General features: G+C 72.1%; 23 protein-coding genes. 14 read left to right on the top strand and 9 right to left on the bottom strand.

The window, feature by feature from the left end; all coding sequences use genetic code 11:
• Nucleotides 1–2 precede the first annotated feature (2 nt).
• From NIE79_RS29665 to NIE79_RS29650, 4 genes are all read right to left on the bottom strand, one after another.
• Nucleotides 3–530: an SCO6045 C-terminal-like domain-containing protein gene (locus NIE79_RS29665; RefSeq protein ID WP_238681711.1), complete on the bottom strand. Its 528-nt coding sequence runs from the start codon at nt 528–530 to the stop codon at nt 3–5.
• Nucleotides 527–1,345, bottom strand: a complete 819-nt coding sequence (locus NIE79_RS29660) for an MbnB/TglH/ChrH family RiPP precursor modification enzyme (protein ID WP_238681710.1) — start codon at nt 1,343–1,345, stop codon at nt 527–529. Before NIE79_RS29660 ends, NIE79_RS29665 begins: the two co-directional genes overlap by 4 nt.
• Nucleotides 1,342–2,274: a TIGR04222 domain-containing membrane protein gene (locus NIE79_RS29655; protein WP_238681709.1), complete on the bottom strand. Its 933-nt coding sequence runs from the start codon at nt 2,272–2,274 to the stop codon at nt 1,342–1,344. The genes NIE79_RS29660 and NIE79_RS29655 overlap by 4 nt, the downstream gene beginning before the upstream one ends.
• Nucleotides 2,275–2,355: 81 nt before the next feature.
• On the bottom strand, nt 2,356–2,928 hold the full coding sequence (locus NIE79_RS29650; RefSeq protein ID WP_091403732.1) for a TetR/AcrR family transcriptional regulator: 573 nt from the start codon (nt 2,926–2,928) through the stop codon (nt 2,356–2,358).
• 77 nt (nt 2,929–3,005) lie between these two features.
• Here NIE79_RS29650 and NIE79_RS29645 point away from each other — a divergent pair, with 77 nt between their 5' ends.
• The 3 genes from NIE79_RS29645 to NIE79_RS29635 all read left to right on the top strand — a co-directional run bounded on the left by NIE79_RS29645 (nt 3,006) and on the right by NIE79_RS29635 (nt 5,719).
• Nucleotides 3,006–3,866: a carbon-nitrogen hydrolase family protein gene (locus NIE79_RS29645; protein WP_238681708.1), complete on the top strand. Its 861-nt coding sequence runs from the start codon at nt 3,006–3,008 to the stop codon at nt 3,864–3,866.
• Nucleotides 3,867–3,931: 65 nt separating this feature from the next.
• The gene (locus NIE79_RS29640) at nt 3,932–4,576 is read left to right on the top strand and encodes an HAD family hydrolase (protein ID WP_238681707.1); all 645 of its coding nucleotides are present in this window, start codon (nt 3,932–3,934) and stop codon (nt 4,574–4,576) included.
• A gap of 210 nt (nt 4,577–4,786) precedes the next feature.
• On the top strand, nt 4,787–5,719 hold the full coding sequence (locus NIE79_RS29635) for a serine protein kinase RIO (RefSeq protein WP_238681706.1): 933 nt from the start codon (nt 4,787–4,789) through the stop codon (nt 5,717–5,719).
• A gap of 42 nt (nt 5,720–5,761) precedes the next feature.
• On the opposite strand, the gene NIE79_RS29630 is transcribed toward NIE79_RS29635, so the two are convergent.
• Nucleotides 5,762–6,010, bottom strand: a complete 249-nt coding sequence (locus NIE79_RS29630; protein WP_124821979.1) for a DUF2630 family protein — start codon at nt 6,008–6,010, stop codon at nt 5,762–5,764.
• 447 nt (nt 6,011–6,457) lie between these two features.
• Here NIE79_RS29630 and NIE79_RS29625 point away from each other — a divergent pair, with 447 nt between their 5' ends.
• The 9 genes from NIE79_RS29625 to NIE79_RS29585 all read left to right on the top strand — a co-directional run bounded on the left by NIE79_RS29625 (nt 6,458) and on the right by NIE79_RS29585 (nt 16,177).
• Entirely contained in the window at nt 6,458–7,795 is a 1,338-nt protein-coding gene (locus NIE79_RS29625; protein WP_238681721.1) for a cytochrome P450, read from the top strand.
• On the top strand, nt 7,792–8,703 hold the full coding sequence (locus NIE79_RS29620; RefSeq protein ID WP_238681705.1) for a terpene synthase family protein: 912 nt from the start codon (nt 7,792–7,794) through the stop codon (nt 8,701–8,703). The genes NIE79_RS29625 and NIE79_RS29620 overlap by 4 nt, the downstream gene beginning before the upstream one ends.
• Nucleotides 8,700–10,316: a prenyltransferase/squalene oxidase repeat-containing protein gene (locus NIE79_RS29615; RefSeq protein ID WP_238681704.1), complete on the top strand. Its 1,617-nt coding sequence runs from the start codon at nt 8,700–8,702 to the stop codon at nt 10,314–10,316. Before NIE79_RS29620 ends, NIE79_RS29615 begins: the two co-directional genes overlap by 4 nt.
• A 123-nt stretch (nt 10,317–10,439) precedes the next feature.
• Nucleotides 10,440–12,998, top strand: coding sequence for a sensor histidine kinase (locus tag NIE79_RS29610; protein WP_238681703.1), 2,559 nt, complete (start codon nt 10,440–10,442; stop codon nt 12,996–12,998).
• 89 nt (nt 12,999–13,087) lie between these two features.
• Nucleotides 13,088–13,510, top strand: coding sequence for a roadblock/LC7 domain-containing protein (locus NIE79_RS29605; RefSeq protein WP_238681720.1), 423 nt, complete (start codon nt 13,088–13,090; stop codon nt 13,508–13,510).
• Nucleotides 13,511–13,515: 5 nt separating this feature from the next.
• Nucleotides 13,516–13,902: a DUF742 domain-containing protein gene (locus NIE79_RS29600; RefSeq protein WP_238681702.1), complete on the top strand. Its 387-nt coding sequence runs from the start codon at nt 13,516–13,518 to the stop codon at nt 13,900–13,902.
• Nucleotides 13,883–14,494 carry a GTP-binding protein gene (locus tag NIE79_RS29595; protein ID WP_238681701.1) on the top strand — a complete coding sequence of 204 codons (612 nt, stop codon included), beginning with the start codon at nt 13,883–13,885 and terminating at the stop codon, nt 14,492–14,494. The genes NIE79_RS29600 and NIE79_RS29595 overlap by 20 nt, the downstream gene beginning before the upstream one ends.
• Nucleotides 14,495–14,579: 85 nt before the next feature.
• On the top strand, nt 14,580–14,915 hold the full coding sequence (locus tag NIE79_RS29590; RefSeq protein WP_238681700.1) for a YciI family protein: 336 nt from the start codon (nt 14,580–14,582) through the stop codon (nt 14,913–14,915).
• A 29-nt stretch (nt 14,916–14,944) separates the two neighbouring features.
• Nucleotides 14,945–16,177 (top strand): RNA polymerase sigma factor, encoded by a 1,233-nt coding sequence (locus NIE79_RS29585; protein ID WP_238681699.1) that lies wholly within the window; start codon nt 14,945–14,947, stop codon nt 16,175–16,177.
• Between the two features lie 11 nt (nt 16,178–16,188).
• Here NIE79_RS29585 and NIE79_RS29580 read toward each other — a convergent pair whose 3' ends face one another.
• The gene (locus NIE79_RS29580; RefSeq protein WP_238681698.1) at nt 16,189–16,377 is read right to left on the bottom strand and encodes a DUF397 domain-containing protein; all 189 of its coding nucleotides are present in this window, start codon (nt 16,375–16,377) and stop codon (nt 16,189–16,191) included.
• Nucleotides 16,368–17,135 carry a DUF5753 domain-containing protein gene (locus NIE79_RS29575; protein WP_238681697.1) on the bottom strand — a complete coding sequence of 256 codons (768 nt, stop codon included), beginning with the start codon at nt 17,133–17,135 and terminating at the stop codon, nt 16,368–16,370. Before NIE79_RS29575 ends, NIE79_RS29580 begins: the two co-directional genes overlap by 10 nt.
• A 114-nt stretch (nt 17,136–17,249) precedes the next feature.
• Here NIE79_RS29575 and NIE79_RS29570 point away from each other — a divergent pair, with 114 nt between their 5' ends.
• The gene (locus NIE79_RS29570; protein ID WP_238681696.1) at nt 17,250–17,681 is read left to right on the top strand and encodes a hypothetical protein; all 432 of its coding nucleotides are present in this window, start codon (nt 17,250–17,252) and stop codon (nt 17,679–17,681) included.
• A gap of 312 nt (nt 17,682–17,993) precedes the next feature.
• Here the strand turns inward: NIE79_RS29570 and NIE79_RS29565 are convergent, their stop codons facing one another.
• The gene (locus NIE79_RS29565) at nt 17,994–20,846 is read right to left on the bottom strand and encodes an aconitate hydratase (RefSeq protein WP_238681695.1); all 2,853 of its coding nucleotides are present in this window, start codon (nt 20,844–20,846) and stop codon (nt 17,994–17,996) included.
• 213 nt (nt 20,847–21,059) lie between these two features.
• Between NIE79_RS29565 and NIE79_RS29560 the strand changes: the two genes are divergently transcribed.
• Nucleotides 21,060–21,770 (top strand): DedA family protein, encoded by a 711-nt coding sequence (locus NIE79_RS29560; protein ID WP_238681694.1) that lies wholly within the window; start codon nt 21,060–21,062, stop codon nt 21,768–21,770.
• A 64-nt stretch (nt 21,771–21,834) separates the two neighbouring features.
• Here NIE79_RS29560 and NIE79_RS29555 read toward each other — a convergent pair.
• Nucleotides 21,835–22,089: C39 family peptidase (locus NIE79_RS29555; protein ID WP_238681693.1), on the bottom strand; the 255-nt coding region annotated here is incomplete at its 5' end.

Genomic DNA, 22,089 nt, shown 5'->3' with positions numbered 1-22,089 from the left:
AACTACGATCCTGCCGCATCCGCCACGGCGTCGCCAGCAAGGGTGGATACCCGTGGGGCGGGGCGCAGCAGGCGTACCCGGCCGGCGATCTGCACCGCGACGGCGCCACCGGCGCGGCCGACCGCCGGCGCCCGACGGGGGCGCGGAGCCCGGAGCCCGTCGTAGCGCAGGCGCGCCTCCCGGACGGCCAGCTCCTCGGCGGCCGCCGGGGGGAGCGCGTGCTGGGCGTGCAGTGCCCGAGCCAGGTCCCAACCGTCGCGCAGCGATCCGGCGGTGGGTCGCCGGGCGGCCCACTCGGCGAAGGTGGTCGACCACCTGGCGCCGAGGCCGGCGGCGAGCAGTGGCCAGTGCCGGGCCACCTCGCCGGCCCGTTTACGCAGCAGGGCCGCGCGGGTGGCGGCCAGCGGGCCCGGCGCGAACCCCGGCGGGGGTGGCCCTCCGGCGACCAGCGCCGCGACCAGTTCGGCCTGCCGTTCGGCGAGACCGGCGCGGGGCGTTGGCGTGGAGTCGCCGTCGGGTTCGCCCGTCATGTGACGGCCGGAAAGCCCGCGGCGGCGGCCAGGGCGTCCAGTTCGGCGCGGAGGTCGGCGGCCGGCGGGTAGTGGCCGTCGCGCTCCAGCAGCAGGGCCGGCGGTCGCCGACGGGCGCAGAGCGCGCCGACCAGCTCCAGCACCGCTGTCGGCACCGGGTCGGTGTGGGTGTCGTGGTAGAAACCGCCGTGCTCCGCGCCGCCGGCCACGTGGGCGTACGCGACCCGCTCCAGCGGCAGACGGTCGAGCAACGCCAGCGGGTCGACGCCCCGGTTGCGGGCGTTGGCGTGCACGTTGGCCACGTCCAGCAGCAGCAGTGCCCCGGTCCGGTCGAGGATCTCGGTGAGGAAGTCCGCCTCGTCCAGCTCGTCGTCGGGCCAGTCGACAAGCGCGGCGATCGGCTCCAGCGCGATCGGCACCGGAAGCTCAGCCTGTGCCCGTGCCACGTTGGCGCAGACCGCGTCCACGGCTTCCCGGCTGCGCGGCAGCGGCAGCAGGTGACCGGCCTCCAGGCCGCCGGCCCGGACGAACGCGATGTGCTCGCTGACCAGCGGGGCGTCTAGGCGTTGCGCCACCGCGGCCAGGTGGGCGACCCGGGCCGGGTCGACCGGCTCGGCGCCGCCGAGGGAGAGCCGCACCCCGTGCGGTACGACGGTCACCGCGCGTTCCCGCAGCTGGGTCAGACCGGTTGGGAGCGGCCCGGAGGCGGGCACCCCCTCGGCCACCACCTCGACGAAGCGCAGGCCGGGCAGCTCGGCCACGAAGCCGGCGATCTCCGGACGCCAGCCGATGCCGACCCCGGACGGGCCGGTCATCCGCCGCACCCGCCGCCGCCCCCACACCCGCCGCCTCCACCGCCGCAGGAGCTGCCGCCGTCCCCACCGGAGCTGTCGCCTCCGCCACCGGACGAGCCGTCGGAGCCGCCCGTCCAACCGCCGCTGCTGGAGATGGCCTGACGCTGGATCTCGGCCTGCTCGGCGAAGCCCGGGTCGAGGGCCCAGAGCGAGGCGGTGCCGTACAGGGCCACGCCCATCGCCGCGCCGGCCGCTCCGTAGGTGGCGTAGGCGGGCGCGGAGGCAGGCGCGAGGTGGGTGTGCTCGCCGCGGACGGAACGAAGGGCGGCCCGACCGGCCCGGGTGCGGACGGGTGCCCGGCGCAGCAGCAGGGCCGCGCACAGGAGGGCCGCCAGGGTGAGCAGCAGGTAACCCACCGGGCGACCGCTGAACAGGCCGGAGAACAGCCGGAGCACGCCGAGGCCCAGCAGGGCCCACAGGAACTGGCTCCAGAGGCGGGCTCGGGCGCGCTGTGTGTCGTTCGTCAGCAGCCCGCGCTGCTCCAGGCCGTTGCGGATCTGGTCCAGCGCGGTGCGTACGCGCTGGTCCTGCGGCAGGTCCCGGACCCGGGAGTGCTGGTGGGCGGCCCAGTGGACGGCCTGGTCCAGTGGGGTGAGCCCGGTCGGCGCGTGACCGCCGGTGGTCAGCCGACGGTCCGGTCGGACGCCGACAGCGCCGCTGCCGCGCAGCCCGCCCAGCGCTGCGTGCACTGCGAGCTGGGGGCCACCGTTGAGGTACGCGACCTGCTGTGCTCCGAGTGGGTCGAGTGTGGTGTGCGCCGGGGCGGTCAACAGGCGGATCCGGTAGTACGCCGCGATCGCCACCACCACGATGGCCGCCGCGATGTAGTACCGGAGGAAGGTCGGGCCGGAGATGCCCCAGGTGTCGCCGGACGCGGCGTGGACGATCATCGACTGCTCCTGTCACCGGAGGGATCGGCGGCCCCATTGTGGAGCAGCCTCGCCACGGTCGACCGACCGGTGTCCGCGCGGTCAGTGGCGGCGGACCGCCTCCTCGACCAGGTCGAGCACCGGGCCCAGGTCACCGGCCGGTCGGCCCATGGCCAGGTGCAGCACCAGGCCGTCGTAGGCCAGCTCCAGGAACTGGGCCAGCACGTCGATCGGTACGTCCTCGCGCAGCACCCCGGCGTCGCGCTGGCGGGCCAGCCGGTCCCGGGTCGCCTCCGCGATGGCGGCGGACCGCTCCGCCCAGCGCCGGGCGAACGCCGGGTCGGTGCGTAGCCGCCGGGAGACCTCCAGTTGGCTGCCCAGCCAGCCGGTGGTGTCGGGGGAGACGGCGCGGGCGAGCAGATCGCGCATCACCTGCACCAGGCCGTTGCGGGCCACCGTCTCGACCATGGCGGCGGCGTCGTCCTCGGCGACGGCCAGGAAGAGCGAGTCCTTGTCGCGGAAGTGGTGGAAGATCGCGCCGCGGGACAGGCCGGTGGCCTCCTCGAGGCGGCGTACTGTCGCCCCCTCGTAGCCGAGCCGTGCGAAACACGCCCGGGCCGCGGCGAGGATCTCCTGCCGGCGAGCGTCGAGCTGGTCCTGGCTTACTCTGGGCACACGTCGATCGTCGCAGGTCACCCCGGGGCATGCAAACCGTACGTACGGCTTGGGATGTCGCCGACTACCATCGCCCGGTGACCCAGCCCCGCACAGTGCCCAGCTCCCCGCTGACAGTGGCCGCCGTCCAGGCCACCCCCACGCCGGGCGACGTCGCCGGCAACGCGGTCATGGCCGCCGACCTGGTCCGCCGAGCCGGCCAGCGGGGCGCCCGGGTCGCCGTCCTACCGGAGCTGTTCCTCTGCGCGTACCACCCGCCGGTCCTCGCCGCCGACCCGGCCGGCACCGACGTCGCCGCCGACCCGGCCGGGATCGTCGCGGATCCCCGGCTCGACCCGCTGCGCGTCGCGGCGCGCGAGGCCGGCGTCACCGCGCTGGTCGGCGCCGCGGTCCGGCACCCCGACGGCCGGCGGACCATCGCGGCGCTGGTGGTCGACCGGACCGGCGACGTGCGGGTCGGGTACGACAAGCAGCAGTTGTGGGGCGACGAACGGGAGCTGTTCACCCCCGGCGAGCGGGGTGCCACGCTGCTCGTCGACGACTGGCGGCTCGGGCTGGGCATCTGCTACGACGGCTGTTTTCCCGAGCACGGCCGGGCCGCCGCCCTCGACGGCGCACACGCCTACCTGTGTCCCAGCGGATACCTGGCCGGCTCCGAGCACCGCCGGGATCTCTACTACGCCGCACGCGCCCTGGACAACACGATGTTCGTGGTCTTCGCCAACGCGGTCGGCGGCGTCGACCCGTGGCGGTTCAACGGCGGCGCGGCCATCTACGACCCCGAGGGGCGGGTGCTGGCTCGCGGGGCGGACGACGGCACGGCGGTGCTCGTGGCGACGCTGGATCCCGCAGTGCTCGCGGCCACCCGGGCGGCCCACTCGATGCTCGTCGATCGGCTGGCGGACCAGGGTGGCCCGCGGCTGTCGATGCCTGGCTGAGCCCTTCGTCAGCTCGATACCCGCCGCATCTGTTGGCGGACACGTCGGTCCCGTAGGGTGCCCGAGTGCCACTGCTCCTGCTGGACCTGGACAACACCCTGCTGGATCGGGCCGGGCCGTTCCGCCGCTGGGGTGAGCGCTTCCTGGACAGCATCGGCGCGCCCCACACCGACATCGACTGGCTGATCTCGATCGACGCCGACGGTCTGACCGACCGCTGGGACCTCGCCGACGCCATCCGGGACCGCTACGAGCTGCGCATCCCCTCGATCGACCTGGTCGAGGAGCTGCACGACGGGGTGGTGGCGCAGACCCGGCTCGACCCGCTGACCGCCTGCGCGCTGCGGATCGCCGACGACGCCGGCTGGGTGCCGGTGGTGGTCTGCAACGGCACCGTACGCGTCGAGGACGCCAAGATCCGCCAGACCGGGCTGGACCAGTACGTCGCGGACTGGGTGATCTCCGAGGAGGCCGGCGTCAGCAAGCCCAACCCGAGAATCTTCGCGCTCGCCGCCCAGCGGGTCCGGATGCCGCTGCGGGGGGCATGGGTGATCGGTGACAGCCCGGAGGCGGACATCGGCGGTGCCGCCGCCGTCGGGCTGCCCAGCGTCTGGCTGCACCGGGGGCGCACCTGGACGGACGTCCGGTTCGCGCCGAGCCGCACCGTGGACGGGTTGATCGCCGCGGTCGCCACAGTCCTGGCCCGCTGAGGGTGCTCGCGCTGCGGCCGGGCGCCGGAGCGGCTGAACGGGTGGTGGCCCGGTAATTCGGTTGACCGGCGGACGTGGTGGTACCAGCATTGTCCGCGCATGGTGCATCCCGGGCGTGTGCCCGGTCGAGGACAGGGGGTCGGTCATGGCCGTCTTTGCAGGTCGCTTCCAGCTGCCTATCTCAGCCTCGACCAAGGGAACCTCACCACAGTGCGCGATCATGACCTTCCGGCGCTCGAGCGCCGAAGCCGCGGCAAGAGCCGCTTCGACGACGACGAACCGCAGTTTCTGAAGCGCGGGCGGCCCACCGAGCCGCTCGCAGACCCCGACAGTGAACCCGACCCGGACACCGGCGAGCGCTGGTCGTCCTGGGACGACGCCGTGCACGGACCGCAGCCGTACCCCACCTGGCTGGTCACCGAGTTGGCCGCCAAGGACACCGAACTGGGTGTGCTGAAGACCGGCAAGGAGGCGGACGTCCACCTGGTCCGTCGCGCGGTGCCGGACACCGACCGGTCCTGCCTACTCGCTGTCAAACGCTACCGCGATCCCGAGCACCGGTTGTTCCACCGCGATGCCGGCTACCTGGAGGGCCGTCGGGTGCGCCGGTCCCGGGAGAACAGGGCGATGGCCGGCCGGACGGCGTTCGGCCGGCAGATGATCGCCGGGCAGTGGGCGGCGGCCGAGTTCGCCGCGCTCAGTCGGCTCTGGGAGATCGGCGCCGGGCACGACCGGATCGCCGTGCCGTACCCGGTGCAGGTGCGGGGCACCGAGCTGATGCTGGAGTTCGTCGGTGACGCCGAGTCGGGGGAGGCGGCACCCCGACTGGCCCAGCTGCGACCCGACCCGACCGAGCTGCGTGACCTGTGGGCTCAACTGGTGGAGGCGCTGCGGGTGCTGGCTCGGGCCGGCTACGCGCACGGCGACCTGTCGCCGTACAACCTGCTCGTGCACCAGGGCCGGCTGGTCGTGATCGACCTGCCGCAGGTGGTCGACGTGGTGGCGAACCCACAGGGGCCGGAGTTCCTGGCCCGCGATGTGCGGGTGGTCGGCGCCTGGTTCGCGGCCCGGGGTCTCCCCGCCGAGCAGGTCGACCCCGGCCTGTTGACCCGGGAGCTGCTGCACGAGGCGGGCCTGCGCTGATCGGAGCGGGTCGGGCGGCCACCGCCCGACCCGCTCCGTCGGCTATTGCAGGTAGCGCTCCACCTCGGGCTTGGGGCGTTCGCCCTGGGCGTCCGGGTCGCCGTGGGTCTCCCGGGCGGCCCGTCGGCGGCGCAGCAGGTCCCAGCACTGGTCGAGGGACTCCTCCAGGGCACGCAGTCGCTCGCTGGCGTCGCCCTCGGTGCCCGACTCGTGGGCCTGGGCGTCGGCACGCAGCTTGTGTTCCTCGTCAACCAGCTCGGAGATCCGGTTCAGGATGGTCTTGTCGTCCATGCCACAGAGCCTGGCACAGGGTGCCGGGCATCGCCCGGATTCGGGGGTACCGGTGCGTCCCGGGTCACCGACCCGCACCGGCCAGCCCGACACCGCCGGCCGGGTGCCGATACCGCAGCCGGGTCGGCGGCCGAGCGGCCGATCCGGCCGCCGCGCTGGTTGGTCGGCCCACCCGGGAAGGGTGCTGCGCCTGAATATCCATTCAGGATTTGAGCGAGATGAAAACATCGACGAGTGTGCGCACGCTTAGATGGAAATTGCGCCGTCCGCAAGTCTGGAGGTGCCCCTCGTTTGGTGAGATGCTTCCGTCGGCCCAGAAGGTGAAAGTTTCATCAACCTGCCCGACCGAAGTGGACCGCTGCGGTCGCCGGGACGACGAGGAGACGTGGTTCGATGTCGCAGGTGTCCGAGGCGCGCCCCGCCACCGTCAGCACCGAGCCCCGGACAATCCCGTTACGACGCGCTCTGCCGGCACTGGTCCGCGATCCGCTCGGCGCGCTCGTCGCCTTCGCACAGGACGCCGACGGCGACGTCGTCCGGCTCAACCTCGGCTCGTTCCGCCCCTATCTGGTCAGCCATCCTGAGCACCTGCAACGCGTCCTGCGGGACAACGTTGCCAACTACACCCGCGACGGCGAGGGCCTGCTCTGGCGACCCGTGCGCCGAATCGTCGGTGACGCCATCCTGGTCGCCGAGGGTGAGATCTGGGAGTCCAGCCGAGGCGCACTGCAACCGTTGTTCACCGCCAAGCGGGCCGAGACGCTCGTCGACAAGATGGCCGAAGCGATCAACGAGGCCGTCGACGAGTGGCTCGAACCGGCCCTCGCCGGTCGCCCCATCGACGGCGGCGCCGAGCTGACCCGGATCGTCCTGCGCACCACCATGCGGGTGCTCTTCGCCGACCGGATCTCCGTCCCCGACGCCCTGCGGATCAGCGCCGCACTGGACACCGTCACCACAGCGATGCTCCCCCGACTGCTGATGCCCGCCGTGCCGTACGCGGTGCCGATGCCCGGCGACCGGCGCTTCGCCGACGCGGTGCGCACCATCGACGAGGTGGTGCTGCCGATCATCCGGGAGGCCCGAGCCCATCCCACCGACGGCGACGACATCATCTCCACGCTCTGCCGGCCGCGCGCCGACGGCAGCGAACCCGACGAGTACGCGATCCGCGGCGACGTGGTCGCGATGTTCTCCACCGCCACCGAGACCACCATCGCCCTGCTCTCCTGGCTCTGGCCGGTCCTGGCGTCCCGACCCGACGTGGCCGATCGGATGACCGACGAGATCGAGCGGGTGGTCGGCGCCGAACGGGTCGGCCGCGAGCACCTGCCCCAGCTGCGCTACGGCCGGATGGTGCTCGACGAGATGCTGCGGCTCTACCCGGCCGGCTGGATGATCCCGCGCACAGCCGTCGGCGACGACGTACTGGGCGGGGTGCGGATCAAGGCCGGCGGCACCGTGCTGGTCAGCCCGTACGTCACCCAGCGGATGTCGACGTTCTGGACCGAACCGGCGCTCTTCGACCCGGAGCGGTTCGCGCCGGAGCTGCCCCGGCGGCGCTACCGCTACTCCTACTTCCCGTTCGGCGGAGGCCCGCACCAGTGCCTCGGGCAGTACCTGTTCCTGCTGGAGGCCCAGCTCATCGTCAGCACCGTGCTGAGCCGCTACCGCTTCCGGCTGCGCGAACCGGTCGACCTCACCCCCCGGATGGGCGCCTCGCTGCAACCCAAGCAGCGGGCCGAGGTCATCCTCACCCCGGTCGAGCGCCCGGTCGCATCGTGACGGGGACCCCGCGACCGGCGCGGGCCGGTCAGGACGCGGTCGCCGAACAGGGCCGGGTGTGCGCGCTCGCCGTGCGGGGCGTACGCGACCTCCAGGATGTCACCGCCGCTCACCCGGAGCTGTTCGACGCCGCGCCGTTCGACCCGGCGATGCTCAGCTCGGTGGCTACCGCCATCGCCTTCACCGCACCGTGGCACACCGCCTCGGAACTGCGGATCACCACCCGTACCCTGCTCTGGGTCTTCGCCGCCGACTGGCAGGTCGACTACCTCGCGCGGTCCGTCGACGACGTCCGGGAGGTGGTGACCGACTGCCTCGCGGTGGCCGACGGCGCGGCGCCGCCACCGGGGCGACACCTGGCCCGACTGCTGGCCGACCTGCGCGACGAGCTGACCACGGTGCCGGCGTTCGTCCGGCTACGCCCGATCTGGCGCGACGAGCTGGCCCGGATGTTGGCCGCCGTGGCGCGGGAGTGGGACTGGAAGCATCTGCCCACCGACCCGACCACCGGCCGGCGCCTGCCGGACCTGGACCGCTACCTGGACAACGCCGACAACCTCGCCTGTTCCTTCGTCAACGTCACCCACTGGATCGCCACCGGCGACGAGAAGACCCTCGCCCAGCTGACCGACCTGCTGGACGCCGGTCGTGGGGTGCAGCGCGTACTGCGGCTGGTCAACGACCTTGCCACTCACGGTCGGGACGCCGAATGGGGTGACCTGAACGCCCTTTCGTTGGTCGACGACCCCGCGCAGGTGCACGACCGGCTGGCCGAGTTGACAGCACGGTCCCGGGGGGACCTGGCCGCCCTCGCCGAACGGTGCCCCCGCCAGGCGGACTACCTCAACCGGCAGATCTCCTTCACCGGGGGCTTCTACCAACTGTCGGACTTCTGGGGCGCGCGGTGAGTAACTGCGCCACCCGGGTGCTCGCCGACGCGGCTACCGCCGCCGACCCGGTCGCCGCCACCGCCCGTGAGTTGATCGCCGGCCTCGGTCTGCGGCCGTGGGGGCAGGTCGCCGCGTCGGTGTACGAGACCGGGCGGCTGGTCGCCGTCGCGCCCTGGCTGACCGGGCACCACCAGCGGATCGCGTTCCTGCTGCGCAGTCAGCGCCCGGACGGGGCGTGGGGCCCACCCGAGGGGTACGCCCTGGTGCCGACGCTGAGCGCCACCGACGCGCTGCTCACGGCACTGGCCGACGGCAGGGCCGGGACGGAACTGCTCGCCCCGGTGGCCCGCGGGCTCGGCGCGCTCGTCGGCACGCTGCTCCCCACCGACGCCCGGACCCTGCCGGACACCCCAGCGCTGGACCTCATCGTTCCGGCGCTCGTCGACACCATCAACGACCGGCTCGCCCGGCTGGAGCCCGCCACCGCCGCCCGCCTGCCCCGCCCGCCGTTGCCGCTGCCCACCGGGCTCAACCGGGACCGGCTGCGCGCGGTGCGGTCCGCGGTGGCCGCCGGAGCGACGCTGCCACCGAAGCTGGCCCACTTCTACGAGATCCTGGACGCGACACCCACCGACGCCGGCCCCACGCTCACAGCGGTCGGCGCCTCACCCGCCGCGACCGCGGCCTGGCTGACAGCGGCCGGCCCGGCCGCCGGCCCCGCCGCGCACGCCTTCCTGCGGGCGTTGATCCGCGACGGAGGCGGCCCGGTGCCCTGTCCGGCACCGATCACCGTCTTCGAGCGGGCCTGGGTGCTCAGCGGCCTGAGTCGCGCCGGGATCACGGTCAACCCCACGGCCGCAGTCGTGGAGAGCCTGGCCGCCGCCACCGCCGGCCACGGCATCGCCACCGGCGACGGCCTGCCGACCGACGCCGACACCACAGCGGTGTCGCTCGACGCGTTGGCCCGGCTCGGCCGTCCGGCGGACCCGGCCAGCCTGTGGGCGTACGAGACGGCCGACGGTTTCTGCACCTGGCCGGGGGAGGACGGCTTCTCGGTCACCACCAACGCCCACGTGCTGGACGCCTTCGGTCAGCACCTGATCCGGCAACCGGACGCCGACGCGCGCTATCACCGGGCGGTCGACCGGCTGAGCACCGTGCTGACCGGGCACCAGCGTGCGGACGGCGCCTGGCAGGACCGGTGGCACGCCTCGCCGTACTACGCCACCGCCTGCTGCGTGCTGGCACTGGCCGAGTTCGGGCGGGGTGCGCCCGCCGCCGAGGCGGTGGACCGGGCGGCCGGCTGGGTGCTGAGCAGCCAGCGCGCGGACGGTTCGTGGGGGCGGTGGGGCGGCACCGCGGAGGAGAGCGCGTACGCCCTCCAGGTGCTGCTGACGGTGCCGACAACGGTGCCACGGGTTGACGACGCCGTGGCGCGCGGGCACGCCTACCTGCACGAATCCGCCGCCGGGGAGCACCCTCCACTGTGGTACGGCAAGGAGCTGTACTGTCCGACAGTCATCGTTCGCGCCACTGTGCTCGCCGCCTGCCGGCTGGCCGGCATTCGAGCCTCGAGCGTGGACCGATCGGTGGTGGATTGCGGTTACCAGTCAACAAAAACAACAACTTGAGGGGTTGTGTGGACACTGCTAGCGTACGCAGAGCCTCAGCCCGGATGCCCCGCTGTGGTGGGACGTCGCCCCCTCTGATCATTCGTTGATGAGCTGAGTCAACGCCCGGCCTGGGACGGTTCAATGCGTTCTCGCGGTACGAGTATCCGCACCAAGGTTGTCGCCCTGCTGCTCTCCCTGGTCGCGCTCTGGATGTTCGCGGCGTGGGTGACCCTGCGTGACGGCTTCAACCTGCTCGGTGTCCAGTTGCTCAACAGCAAGGTCTACACGCCGAGCGAGCCGCTGTTGCAGGAGCTCCAGGTGGAGCGGCGGTTGACCCAGGCGTACCTGAGCAACCCCGAGGCCGCGCAGCGGACGGCGCTCGAAGCCGAGCAGCGCAAGACCGCACAGCTGGCCGCCGACTTCGCCGCCTCGGTGCGCAACTGGCAGGTCGACGTCGCCGGCAGCTCTGCACTGGACACGCAGCTCGGTATGACGATCGCTGAGGTCAACGGGTTGGAGCGGACCCGCGCCGAGGTGCTGGACCGCAAGATCGACCGGATCGCCGCCGCCGAGGCGTACACCGACGCGATCGAGTCGATCTTCCAGATCTACGACGTGACGGGCAGCCTGGACGACAAGCAGATCGCCGGCGAGGCCGCGGCCCTGATCCAGCTCAACCGGATGAAGGAGCTGATCTCCCAGGAGGACGCGCTGCTCAGCGGCCTCTTCGGCAACGGTCGGATGAGCGGCGCCGAGTACGCCCGCTACGTCGCGCTGGTCGGCTCGGAGCGGTTCGTCGGTGAGGAGACCCGGGTCCGGCTCGCCGACGCCGACCAGCGCCGTTACCAACAGCTCGTCGAGGGTGAGGCGTTCACCCGACTGCGCGCCGTGCAGGACAGCATCATCCGCGAGGGCCGGCCGTCGACCCAGCTGCCGGTCGGCGCCGAGCAGTGGCGGGGCACCGTCGAGCCGGCGCTGGCCGAGGTTAACGACGTCGTGACCGCCGGCGGTGAGGGCATCGTGGACCGGGCCACCGGCATCGCCGTGATGGTCGTCGTCCGACTGGTGCTCGCCACCGGCCTGGGCCTTCTCGCCGTCATTGCCTCCGTCGTCGTCTCGATCACCACCGCGCGGAATTTGCTGCGCCAGCTGGACCGCCTGCGGGAGGCCGCCTGGCAGCTCGCCGACGAGCGGCTGCCCCGGGTGGTGGAGCGGCTCGGGCGCGGCGAGGAGGTCGACGTGGCCACCGAGGCGCCCCCGCTGGAGTTCGGCACCGACGAGATCGGCCAGGTCGGCAAGGCGTTCAACGCGGTTCAGGAGACCGCAGTGCGCACCGCCGTCGAGCAGGCCGACCTGCGTCGCAACGTCCGCGAGGTCTTCCTGAGCCTGGCCCGACGCACGCAGGCGCTCGTCCACCGCCAGCTCACGCTGCTCGACGCGATGGAGCGCCGCGAGCACGACGCGGAGGAGCTGGAGGACCTGTTCCGGGTCGACCACCTGGCCACCCGGATGCGGCGCAATGCGGAAAACCTGATCGTGCTCTCCGGCTCCACCCCCGGTCGGGCCTGGCGGCGCAACGTCCCGATGGTCGACGTGGTGCGCGGTGCCGTGGCCGAGGTGGAGGACTACACCCGGGTGAACGTGCTGCCGCTCGGGCCGGTCTCCCTCGCCGGCCGCGCGGTCGGCGACGTCATCCACCTGCTCGCCGAGCTGATCGAGAACGGCCTGTCGTTCTCCCCACCACACACGACCGTCGAGGTCCGGGGTCAGCTGGTCTCCAACGGGTTCGCCATCGAGATCGAGGACCGGGGCCTCGGCATGAGCGAGGAGGACCTGGCCGCGGCGAACCACCGCATCGTCGACCAGTCCGAGCTGAACCTCGCCAACGCCGCCCGCCTCGGGCTCTACGTGGTGAGCCGGCTGACCGAACGGCACGGCGTGCGGGTACGGCTCAAGGAGTCCGCGTACGGCGGCACCACAGCGGTAGTGCTGATCCCGCTGGAGCTGGTCACCGAGACCGGCGCCTCCCCGGACGACTCGGGCTCGTTCCGGGCCGGCTCGGCCACCCCGATGCCGTCGGCGCCCGCCACTGACAGCGGCCGTCCGGCGTCCCTCGCACCTGTCGCGCTCGCCGCGGCCACGACCACCGCGCCGGAGGTGGCGGTGACCTCGGCGGTGCCGATGCCGGCCGACACCACAGCACCGACGACGGGCGAGGAGGCCGAGGCGGACACCGTTCTCCCCACCCGACAGCGGACCACCCCGGCAACCGGCACCCCCGACCTGCCCACCCGCGCCCGGCGCGGCCCGGCTCAGCCAGCCCTGGAAGCCCCGACGGTGCCCACCGGCCTGCCCGCCGTCGACCGCACCCGCCCGGAAGCCCTCGACGGAGAGCCGGCCCCGGCAGGCGACGCTGGCCCGACGCCCGCCCGCGCCGAGGCGGAGCGGACCGACTCCGGTCTGCCCGTCCGGGTCCGACAGGCGAACATCGTTCCCGAGCTGCGAGACGACCCGGCGGTGTCCGAGACCGACGACGAGGATGTGGTGCGCCCACCGGAGCAGGTTCGCCGGATGATGAGCTCCTACCAGACCGGCACCCGCCGTGGGCGGACCGACGCGGCTCGGCTGCTCGGCGGTGCCTCCGGCGCCCCGGCGGCGACGCCGTCCGAGCCGACCGACGAGGATCCACAAGCGACCTGACCGAGCACCGACGACGCGGGTCTCCGCGCGGTGTGACGGTCAAGCCCAAACGAACACGGCGCACAGCCGGGCGAGAAGAGGACGACGAAGTGACCCAGAAGACGGCTTCGAGCGCCGACCTGACGTGGTTGCTGGATGACCTGGTGGGCCGGGTGAAGCAGGCCGAACACGCGGTCGCGCTCTCCACCGACGGCCTCTTGATGGCATCCTCCCAGGGGTTGAACCGGGACGACGGCGAGCACCTCGCAGCGATGGCGGCCGGCATCCAGAGCCTCGCCCGAGGCGCCGGCAAGCGTTTCGGTGGTGGGCAGGTGCAGCAGACCATCATCGAGATGCAGTCGTCGTTCCTGTTCGTCACCGCGGCTGGCCGCAACGCCTGCCTGGCGGTACTGGCCAGCGAGGACGCCGACGTCGGCCTGATCGCCTACGAGATGGCGATGCTGGTCACCCGCGTCGGCAAGTACGTCGCATCGCCGTCGCGCGGCACTGATCAGCAGGTCGGCGAGAGGTAGCGGCGATGACGGTCCAGGGGGAGTCGGCAGACCATCAGTGGGTGGATGACCATGCGGGTCCGGTGGTGCGTCCGTACGCGGTGACGCGTGGTCGGGCCCGCCCGGTCACCGGCACCTTCGACCTGATCTCCCTGGTCACGGCGACCCAAGCCGAGGTCACGCCCGAGGTCGGTCTCGGTCCTGAGCATTTGGCGATCGTCGGGCTGTGCCAACGCATACAGTCCGTCGCCGAGATCGCCGCCCATCTCGACCTGCCGGTGGGCACCATCCGGGTGCTTCTCGGTGATCTGGCGGCCCGCAGCCTGGTGCAGGTCCGCGAGCCGCAGACCACGGCCGGTCTTCCCGACAACAGCATCTTCGAGGCGGTAATCAATGGACTACGGGCACTCTGACCGGCCGGCGGGAGCGACGCCACTGCCCACCGCGATCAAGATCCTGGTCGCGGGCGGCTTCGGCGTGGGCAAGACGACAATGGTTGGCGCGGTCAGCGAAACCCGGCCGTTGCGCACCGAGGAGGTCCTGACGGAGTCGGGGGTCGGCATCGACGACCTGTCCGGGGTGGAGGGCAAGACCACCACCACCGTGGCCATGGACTTCGGCCGGATCACCATCAGCGACGACCTGGTGCTGTACCTGTTCGGCACGCCGGGGCAGGACCGGTTCTGGTTCGTCTGGGACGAGTTGGCGTTGGGGGCGATCGGCGCTGTGGTGCTGGCCGACACCCGCCGGCTCGCCGACTGCTTCCCCTCGATCGACTACTTCGAGGGTCGGGGCACGCCCTTCGTGGTGGCGGTCAACTGCTTCCAGGACGCCCGGAAGTACCGGCTCGACGAGGTGCAGGCCGCGCTCAACCTGGACCCGGGCGTGCCGGTGCTGCTCTGCGACGCCCGGCAGCGCGAGTCCAGCAAGGAGGTGCTCGTCACGCTGATGGAGCACGCCATGAAGACGCGCGAGGCCCGCCGTCGCGCTGCCAGCGAAGACTGACCAAAGTTTTTCGGGGGAGGGTGTCCGGAACGCTGCCGGCCGATCGTCATGCTGGCGACACCCCGAGAAACCAGGGAGCGACCAGATGAAGTACATGATGTTCGTTTGCAGCGACACCGAGCCGGACACCGACCCCACCGAACTGCCCGACATCCACAAGTGGGTGGCGGAGAACGACTCCCGTGGCCGCCGCCTGACCGGCAACGTGTTCGCGTCGACCAGCGCGGCCACCACCGTCCGCGTTCGTGACGGTGAGCTGCTCGTCTCCGAGGGGCCGTTCGCGGAGACCGCCGAGGTGATCGTGGGCTTCGACCTGCTCGACTGCGCCGACCTGGACGAGGCGATCGAGGTGGCCCGCACCCACCCGATGGCCCGCGAAGGGCGACTGGAACTGCGTCCGTTCGCGGACCTGTCCGACTGACCGAGTTGTCCACCTCGCACAGCCGGCCGGTGCGCACGTCGGCACCGGCCGGCGCGGCGGCGGCGGCCGTCGCGGCCGCCAGCGTCGAGGCGTACCCCCGGATTGTCGCGACCTTGATCCGGGTGACCGGGGACTGGGCGTTGGCCGAGGACTGCGCCCAGGAGTCGTTGACAGTCGCGCTGGAGCGTTGGCCCACCGACGGTGTGCCGGCCAACCCGGGCGGCTGGCTCATGACTGTGGCGCGCAACCGGGCGATCGACGTGCTGCGCCGGGCCACAGTGGAGCGGCGCAAGCTGCACGACCTGGCGTTGCTCGCGCCGGACGACGCGCAGCCCGAGCCCGAGGCGGGGCAGGACGTGGTGGACGACCGGCTGCGGCTCATCTTCACCTGCTGCCATCCGGCGCTCGCGATCGAAGCCCGGGTGGCGTTGACGCTGCGAACCGTCTGCGGCGTGCCGACCGCCGACATCGCCCGACTCCTGCTGGTCAGCGAGTCGACGATGACCCGCCGGCTGACCCGGGCGCGCACCCGCATCGCCCAGGCCGGCATCCCGTACCGGGTGCCGAGCGGACCCGCGCTGACCGAGCGGCTGCCCGGTGTCCTCGCCGTGCTGTACCTGCTGTTCACCAGGGGCTACGTCGCCGACGGCGAACCGGCCTTCGCTGACGAGGCGGTCCGGCTGGCCCGGCTGCTGGCCCGGCTGATGCCCGACCAGTCCGAGGTCGCCGCGCTGCTGGCGCTGTTGCTGTTCCAACACTCCCGTCGGGACGCCCGCCGCGACGCCGCCGGCAACCTGCTCACCCTGGAGCGGCAGGATCGCGACCGGTGGGACCGCGCCGCCATCGCCGAGGGCCTGACCGCCCTCGATCGGGTACGCCACGACGGGCCGTACGCCTGGCAGGCCCGGATCGCCGCCTGCCACGCCACCGCCGCCTCGGCCGACGACACCGACTGGTCGACGATCGCGCGGGCCTACGACGCGCTCGCCGACCTCCGCCCCTCGCCGGTGATCGCGCTCAACCGTGCGGTCGCGCACGGCTACGCGTACGGGCCGGACGCCGGGTTGGTGCTGCTCGACGCGGCGCGCGCCGGGGGCGGGCTGGACGGCTATCCGCTCGCCATGGCGGTGCAGGCCGATCTGGTGGCGCGGCAGGGGGACCGGCCGCGCGCGGCCGGACTGTTCCGGGAGGCGGCGGCAGCGGTCGGCTCGACCGCCGAGCGCCGGGCGCTGCTCGACCGGGCCGACGAACTCACCCGGTAGGACAGTGGGGGTCAGCCGCGCCTGGCCAACACCAGGAACCGGGTCCAGGCCGCCCTGTCGAAGGCGAGCGTCGGACCGGCCGGGTCCTTGGAGTCGCGTACGCCGATGACGCCCGCGAGGTTGTCGGCCACCTCGACGCAGTCGCCGCCGTTGTTGCCACTCTTGCTGCTCTTGCGCCACCGAGCGCCGGTCAGGTCCATGATGCCGCCGCTTCCCTGAGGAGATTGAGGGACTGCGCCCGCGACAGGGCGCCGTCGCGAATGCGTTCCCACCGTCGGTCGAATGTAGCAACGTCGGCAACCTTGTCGATGAGCTGCGCTTGCGCCTGGCTGTCGACGTGCGCGACCCGCCCCCCGTCCGGCATCTCGGCCACTGTGAACGGCCCACCGAGGCCCGGGTACATGCCGACGTCGGCGGGCACGACGAACAGCGACACGTTCGGCAGCGCGGCCTGCTCGGCCAGCCGCTCGCACTGCTCCCGCATCATGGCCCGGTCGCCGTCGAGGGTGCGCCGCAGGACTCCCTCGTCGAGGACAGCGACGAGCAGCGGCGGGCGTTCCCGGCGCAGGATGGCCTGCCGGCTCAGCCGCGCCTCGGCGAGGTCGTCGGCCTCGGCCGTTGTCAGCGCCTCGCCGACCAGCGTCGCCAGCGCGTACGCCTTGGTCTGAAGGAGGCCCGGTATCCACGCGAGCTGAAACGACCGCAGCGACAGCGCCTCGCGCTCGATCTCGGCCCAGGGCCGGAACCAGGCCGGCGTCCGGCGCTTCAGCGCGTCCGGCCACAGCTCGTCGACGTTCCGACCGAGCAGCTCGGCGACCCGCGCGCGATGACGCGTCTGCGGAATTCGTCCCGTGCTCGCCCACTTGGCGGCCGTCTTCGGATCGACACCGATCTGAGCAGCGAGACTGTCCGCTGTGTGGCCCCTCTCGGCCATCGCCGCCTGTACTGCTCGATTCATCTCCAGGCCCTCCAGAACGTTCCAGACGTCGGAAGGAAATACTTCTACGCGGTGTGATCGCTTGGCAACCCTCGGCAGTGTGCTGTGTAGACAGCATCGAGGAGGGAGCACAGGATGCCCGAGGACAGGCCCCGGAACCACCCGAAGCCGACGGGCGGTCCGCCACCGATCGGGCCGAGCCTGCCCCGCCCGACCGGACCCCGGCGCCCTCCGTACCGTGGCCCCGGTCGCGCGGCGAACGTCGTACCCGAATCACGCTGGCGATCCCGGTGCGGCCCGCCGGTCGCGCACACCGCCGACGGCCCGCTGTGGACGTGCGACGCCTGCGGTCAGGACTGGCCCTGCCCGGCGCTGCGAGCGACCCCGACGGACGCCACGCGCCGCGCGACCCTGATCCCCAGGTTCTCCCGGATCACCCGCCGGGCGATCCGCGACCTGCGCGGCCAGCCCGGCGGCCCCGATCCGGTCGCCATCGTCCGCCGTTTCCTCTGGTTCCTGCCGCTCACCGACGAGGAGGCCCGCGCGGTCGCGCTGCGGCTGCGCTGAGCTGGGCGTGCGCTGCTGACCCGCTCCTCGCGCCATCCGGCCCGGCGGTGCAGGTGCTCCTCGTGTCCTTTGCTCTGCACCCGCCCACGCGCCAGTTACGGACCGTTCGTGGTGCGCGGGCGGGTGCAGAGCAAAGGACGCAACCTGAACCGGGCGGCGGGCCCGGCTGCCCACCGAAGGCGGCGACAACCCATGCGGCCCGGCCCTACGACCGGGCCGCATGGAGCCGCTGCCGAGTCGAGAGCGAGGAGAAACGAAAGGGCCGCTCCCCGCAAGCGCGGGAAAGCGGCCCTTTCGCCGGACGTCGGTACGTCAGTTGGCGATCATGCGGCGCAGCACGTACTGCAGGATGCCGCCGTGCCGGTAGTAGTCCGCCTCACCGGGGGTGTCGATCCGCACCACGGCGTCGAACTCGACGCCGGTGTCGGTGCTGACCTGCACGGTGCGCGGGGTGTCACCGTCGTTCAGGGCGGTCACCCCGGTGATGGTGAACGTCTCGGTGCCGGTCAGGCCGAGCGACTCGGCGGTGACGTCCACCGGGAACTGGAGCGGCAGCACGCCCATCCCGATGAGGTTGGAGCGGTGGATCCGCTCGTACGACTCGGCGATGACCGCCCGGACGCCCAGCAGCATCGTGCCCTTGGCCGCCCAGTCCCGCGACGAGCCCGAGCCGTACTCCTTGCCGGCCAGCACGACCAGCGGGATGCCGGCCTCCTGGTAGGCCACCGAGGCGTCGTAGATCGAGGTCTTCTCGCCGGTGAGGTGGTTGACGGTGAAGCCGCCCTCCACCCCCGGCACCAGCTGGTTGCGCAGCCGGATGTTGGCGAAGGTGCCCCGGATCATCACCTCGTGGTTACCCCGGCGGGAACCGTACGAGTTGAACTCGTGGCGCGGCACACCGTGCTCGGCCAGGTACGAGCCGGCCGGGGAGTCCGCCTTGATCGCGCCAGCCGGCGAGATGTGGTCGGTGGTCACCGAGTCACCCAGCTTGGCCAGCACCCTGGCCGCGGAGATGTCGACGACCGGGCTCGGCTCCTGCTGCATGCCCTCGAAGTACGGGGGCTTACGCACGTAGGTGGAGTCGCTCTCCCAGGCGAAGGTGTCGCCGGTCGGGGTCGGCAGCGACTGCCACCGCTCGTCGCCGGCGAAGACATCGGCGTACGCGGCGCTGAAACCGGTGGCGCCGATCGCCTGGGCGATGACGTCCTGGATCTCGGCGCTGTTGGGCCAGATCTCGCGCAGGTAGACCGGGTTGCCCTCGGTGTCCTCACCGATCGGCTCATTGGCCAGGTCGATGTCCATGGTTCCGGCAAGGGCGTAGGCGACCACCAGCGGCGGCGACGCCAGGTAGTTCATCTTGACGTCCGGGTTGATCCGGCCCTCGAAGTTCCGGTTGCCCGAGAGCACCGAGACCACCGACAGGTCGTGCTCGTTGACAGCGGCGGACACCTCCTCGGGCAGCGGGCCCGAGTTGCCGATGCACGTGGTGCAGCCGTAGCCGACCAGGTTGAAGCCGAGCTTGTCCAGGTACGGGGTGAGGCCGGCCCGCTCGTAGTAGTCCATGACGACCTTCGAGCCGGGCGCCAGGGTGGTCTTCACCCACGGCTTGCGGGTCAGGCCCTTTTTCACAGCGTTGCGGGCCAACAGCGCGGCACCGATCATCACCTGCGGGTTGGACGTGTTGGTGCAGGAGGTGATCGCGGCGATCACCACGGCGCCGTGGTCCAGCTCGTACTCGACGCCGTCGGCGCTGGTGACCCGGATCGGGTTGCTGGCCCGGCCACCCGCGCCGACCGCAGCGGTCTCCAGGTCACGCGGCTCGTCGGCCGGGTCGCTGAACTCGTTGGCCGGCGGGTCGCTGGCCGGGAAGGACTCGGCGCTGGCCTCGTCGGCCGGGCCGTTGGCGCCGCGCGGCAGCTCCTCGCGGGGGACACCCGGCTTGAGGTCACGTTCACCGACGGAGTCGTCGGCCACGTAGTCGGTCAACGCGGAGCGGAACAGCGTCTTCGCGGCGCCCAGCGGCACCCGGTCCTGCGGGCGCTTCGGGCCGGCGAGCGACGGCTCGATGGTGCCGAGGTCCAGCTCCAGGCGCTCGGAGTACTCCGGCTCGTGGTTCGGGTCGTGCCAGAGGCCCTGCTCCTTGGCGTACGCCTCGACGAGCGCGACCTGCGCGGCGTCGCGGCCGGTCAGCTCCAGGTAGCGGATCGTCTCCGCGTCGATCGGGAAGATCGCCACGGTGGAGCCGTACTCCGGGGACATGTTGCCGATGGTGGCACGGTTGGCCAGCGGCACGGCGCTCACGCCGGGGCCGTAGAACTCGACGAACTTGCCGACCACACCGTGCTTGCGCAGCATCTCGGTGATGGTCAGCACCAGGTCGGTGGCAGTGGTGCCGGCCGGCATCTCACCGGAGAGCTTGAAGCCCACCACCCGGGGGATCAGCATGCTGACCGGCTGGCCGAGCATCGCGGCCTCGGCCTCGATGCCGCCGACGCCCCAGCCCAGCACACCCAGGCCGTTGACCATCGTGGTGTGCGAGTCGGTGCCGACCACAGTGTCCGGGTACGCCTGGCCGTTGCGCTCCATGATCGTGCGGGCCAGGTACTCGATGTTGACCTGGTGCACGATGCCGGTGCCCGGCGGGACGACCTTGAACTCGTTGAACGCGGTCTGACCCCAGCGCAGGAACTGGTAGCGCTCCTTGTTGCGCTCGTACTCCAGCTCGACGTTGCGGGCGAACGCGTCCTCGCGGCCGAACAGGTCGGCGATGACCGAGTGGTCGATGACCAGCTCGGCCGGGGCGAGGGGGTTGACCTTGCTGGCGTCGCCGCCCAGGTCACGCACGGCCTCGCGCATGGTGGCCAGGTCGACCACGCAGGGCACGCCGGTGAAGTCCTGCATCAGGACCCGCGCCGGGGTGAACTGGATCTCCACGCTCGGGGCGGCGGTGGAGTCCCACCCGCCGAGCTGGCGGATGTGGTCGGCGGTGATGTTCGCGCCGTCCTCGGTCCGCAGCAGGTTCTCCAGCAGGATCTTCAGGCTGTACGGCAGTCGGGCCTGGCCGTCCACCTTGTCGATCTTGAAAATCTCGTAGCTCGCGTCTCCGACGCGTAGCTGGGTCTTCGCACCGAAGGTGTCGAGGCTCGCCACGTCGTACTCCTTCACACCAGCGACCGTGAGTAGTCCTGAGCAGTCTGTCGCACCGGTAGGGGTGCCGCCGAGGTTAGGTGACACTTACCGCCCGATTCCGCTTCCAACAAAACCGTACGTCCGTCTTGCTATCTGCGCAACCTGGCGTCACGGGTTGAGTGGCCAACGACTGCGCGGCGTCGTCGGGTCGGCGGGGTAGGGTCGGGGCCGATTCGGAAGGGGTGCCGAGTGATCGACGTTCAGCACTGGCTCTCGGCGCTGCCTCCGGGCGTGGTCTACCTGATCGTCGCCGGAGTGATCGGCGTGGAGAGCATGGGCGTCCCGCTGCCCGGCGAGATCGTCCTGGTCAGCTCCGCCCTGCTCGCCGCCACCGGTGTGGTGGAGCCGGAGTGGGTGGCCAGCGCGGCGGCGTTCGGCGCCATCGTCGGCGACTCCGTCGGGTACGCCGTCGGCCGACGCGGCGGTCGTCCGCTGCTCGCCCGGCTGGGCAGACGGTTCCCCAAGCACCTCGGCCCGGCACAGCTCGCCCGTGCCGAACAGAGCTTCGCTCGGCACGGAGTCTGGGCGGTCTTCTTCGGTCGGTTCGTGGCACTGCTGCGGATCCTGGCCGGGCCGCTCGCCGGGGCGCTGCACGTGCCGTACCGCCGCTTCCTGGTGGCCAACGCGGCCGGCGGGTTGGTCTGGGCCTTCGGTACGACGTACCTGCTCTACTCGGTGGGCCGGGCCGCCGAACACTGGCTGAAGGACATCTCCTGGGCCGGGTTGGTCCTCGCGGTGCTCGCCGGGCTCGGCAGCACCTGGTGGCTGCGCCGACGCGCGCACCGCGTCACGTCCGCCGACGGCGCCGCTGGCGTGGAGGCGGCCGAGGCGGCCCCCGGCGGTGGGTCGACTGCTGTGGCGCCCGGCGTCGATTCGGTCCGGACGGGCAACGAACACTGACCCAGGCATGCCGAAGGGCCGGGCCCCGTGGTGGGGTCCGGCCCTTCGGTGTTGTGGTGTGGGGTCAGCTGGTGGCGTAGCCGCGGGTGGCGATCCAGTCGGCGAGGTGTTCGACGCTGATCTGGTAGGCGGCTTGGTTGGGGTCGGCGGAGTCGGCGATGGTGACGGTGTTGCCGTTGTCGTGGTAGCCGACGACGCTGATGTAGTGCCCGCCTTCGTAGGAGTGGGTGGTGCCGTCGGTGTCGGTGCTGGTGCCGGCGATGTTCGCGACGACGGCCCGGCCGTCGTCGACGGTGCGGACGATGTCGGCGCGCAGCGT

It is taken from the genome of Micromonospora trifolii (assembly GCF_022229005.1).
Classification (GTDB): Bacteria; Actinomycetota; Actinomycetes; order Mycobacteriales; family Micromonosporaceae; genus Micromonospora; species Micromonospora trifolii.
The sequence above is the reverse complement of the archived record's forward strand: the minus strand, read 5'-3'. Positions and strand labels throughout refer to the sequence as shown.

Coding starts and splice junctions, on each gene's coding strand:
- NIE79_RS29595 (WP_238681701.1), top strand. CDS start 13,883: ATGGACTACGGGCACTCTGACCGGCCGGCGGGAGCGACGCCACTGCCC.
- NIE79_RS29665 (WP_238681711.1), bottom strand. CDS start 530: ATGACGGGCGAACCCGACGGCGACTCCACGCCAACGCCCCGCGCCGGT.
- NIE79_RS29575 (WP_238681697.1), bottom strand. CDS start 17,135: ATGAATCGAGCAGTACAGGCGGCGATGGCCGAGAGGGGCCACACAGCG.
- NIE79_RS29610 (WP_238681703.1), top strand. CDS start 10,440: ATGCGTTCTCGCGGTACGAGTATCCGCACCAAGGTTGTCGCCCTGCTG.
- NIE79_RS29660 (WP_238681710.1), bottom strand. CDS start 1,345: ATGACCGGCCCGTCCGGGGTCGGCATCGGCTGGCGTCCGGAGATCGCC.
- NIE79_RS29590 (WP_238681700.1), top strand. CDS start 14,580: ATGAAGTACATGATGTTCGTTTGCAGCGACACCGAGCCGGACACCGAC.
- NIE79_RS29570 (WP_238681696.1), top strand. CDS start 17,250: ATGCCCGAGGACAGGCCCCGGAACCACCCGAAGCCGACGGGCGGTCCG.
- NIE79_RS29580 (WP_238681698.1), bottom strand. CDS start 16,377: ATGGACCTGACCGGCGCTCGGTGGCGCAAGAGCAGCAAGAGTGGCAAC.
- NIE79_RS29630 (WP_124821979.1), bottom strand. CDS start 6,010: ATGGACGACAAGACCATCCTGAACCGGATCTCCGAGCTGGTTGACGAG.
- NIE79_RS29600 (WP_238681702.1), top strand. CDS start 13,516: ATGACGGTCCAGGGGGAGTCGGCAGACCATCAGTGGGTGGATGACCAT.
- NIE79_RS29655 (WP_238681709.1), bottom strand. CDS start 2,274: ATGATCGTCCACGCCGCGTCCGGCGACACCTGGGGCATCTCCGGCCCG.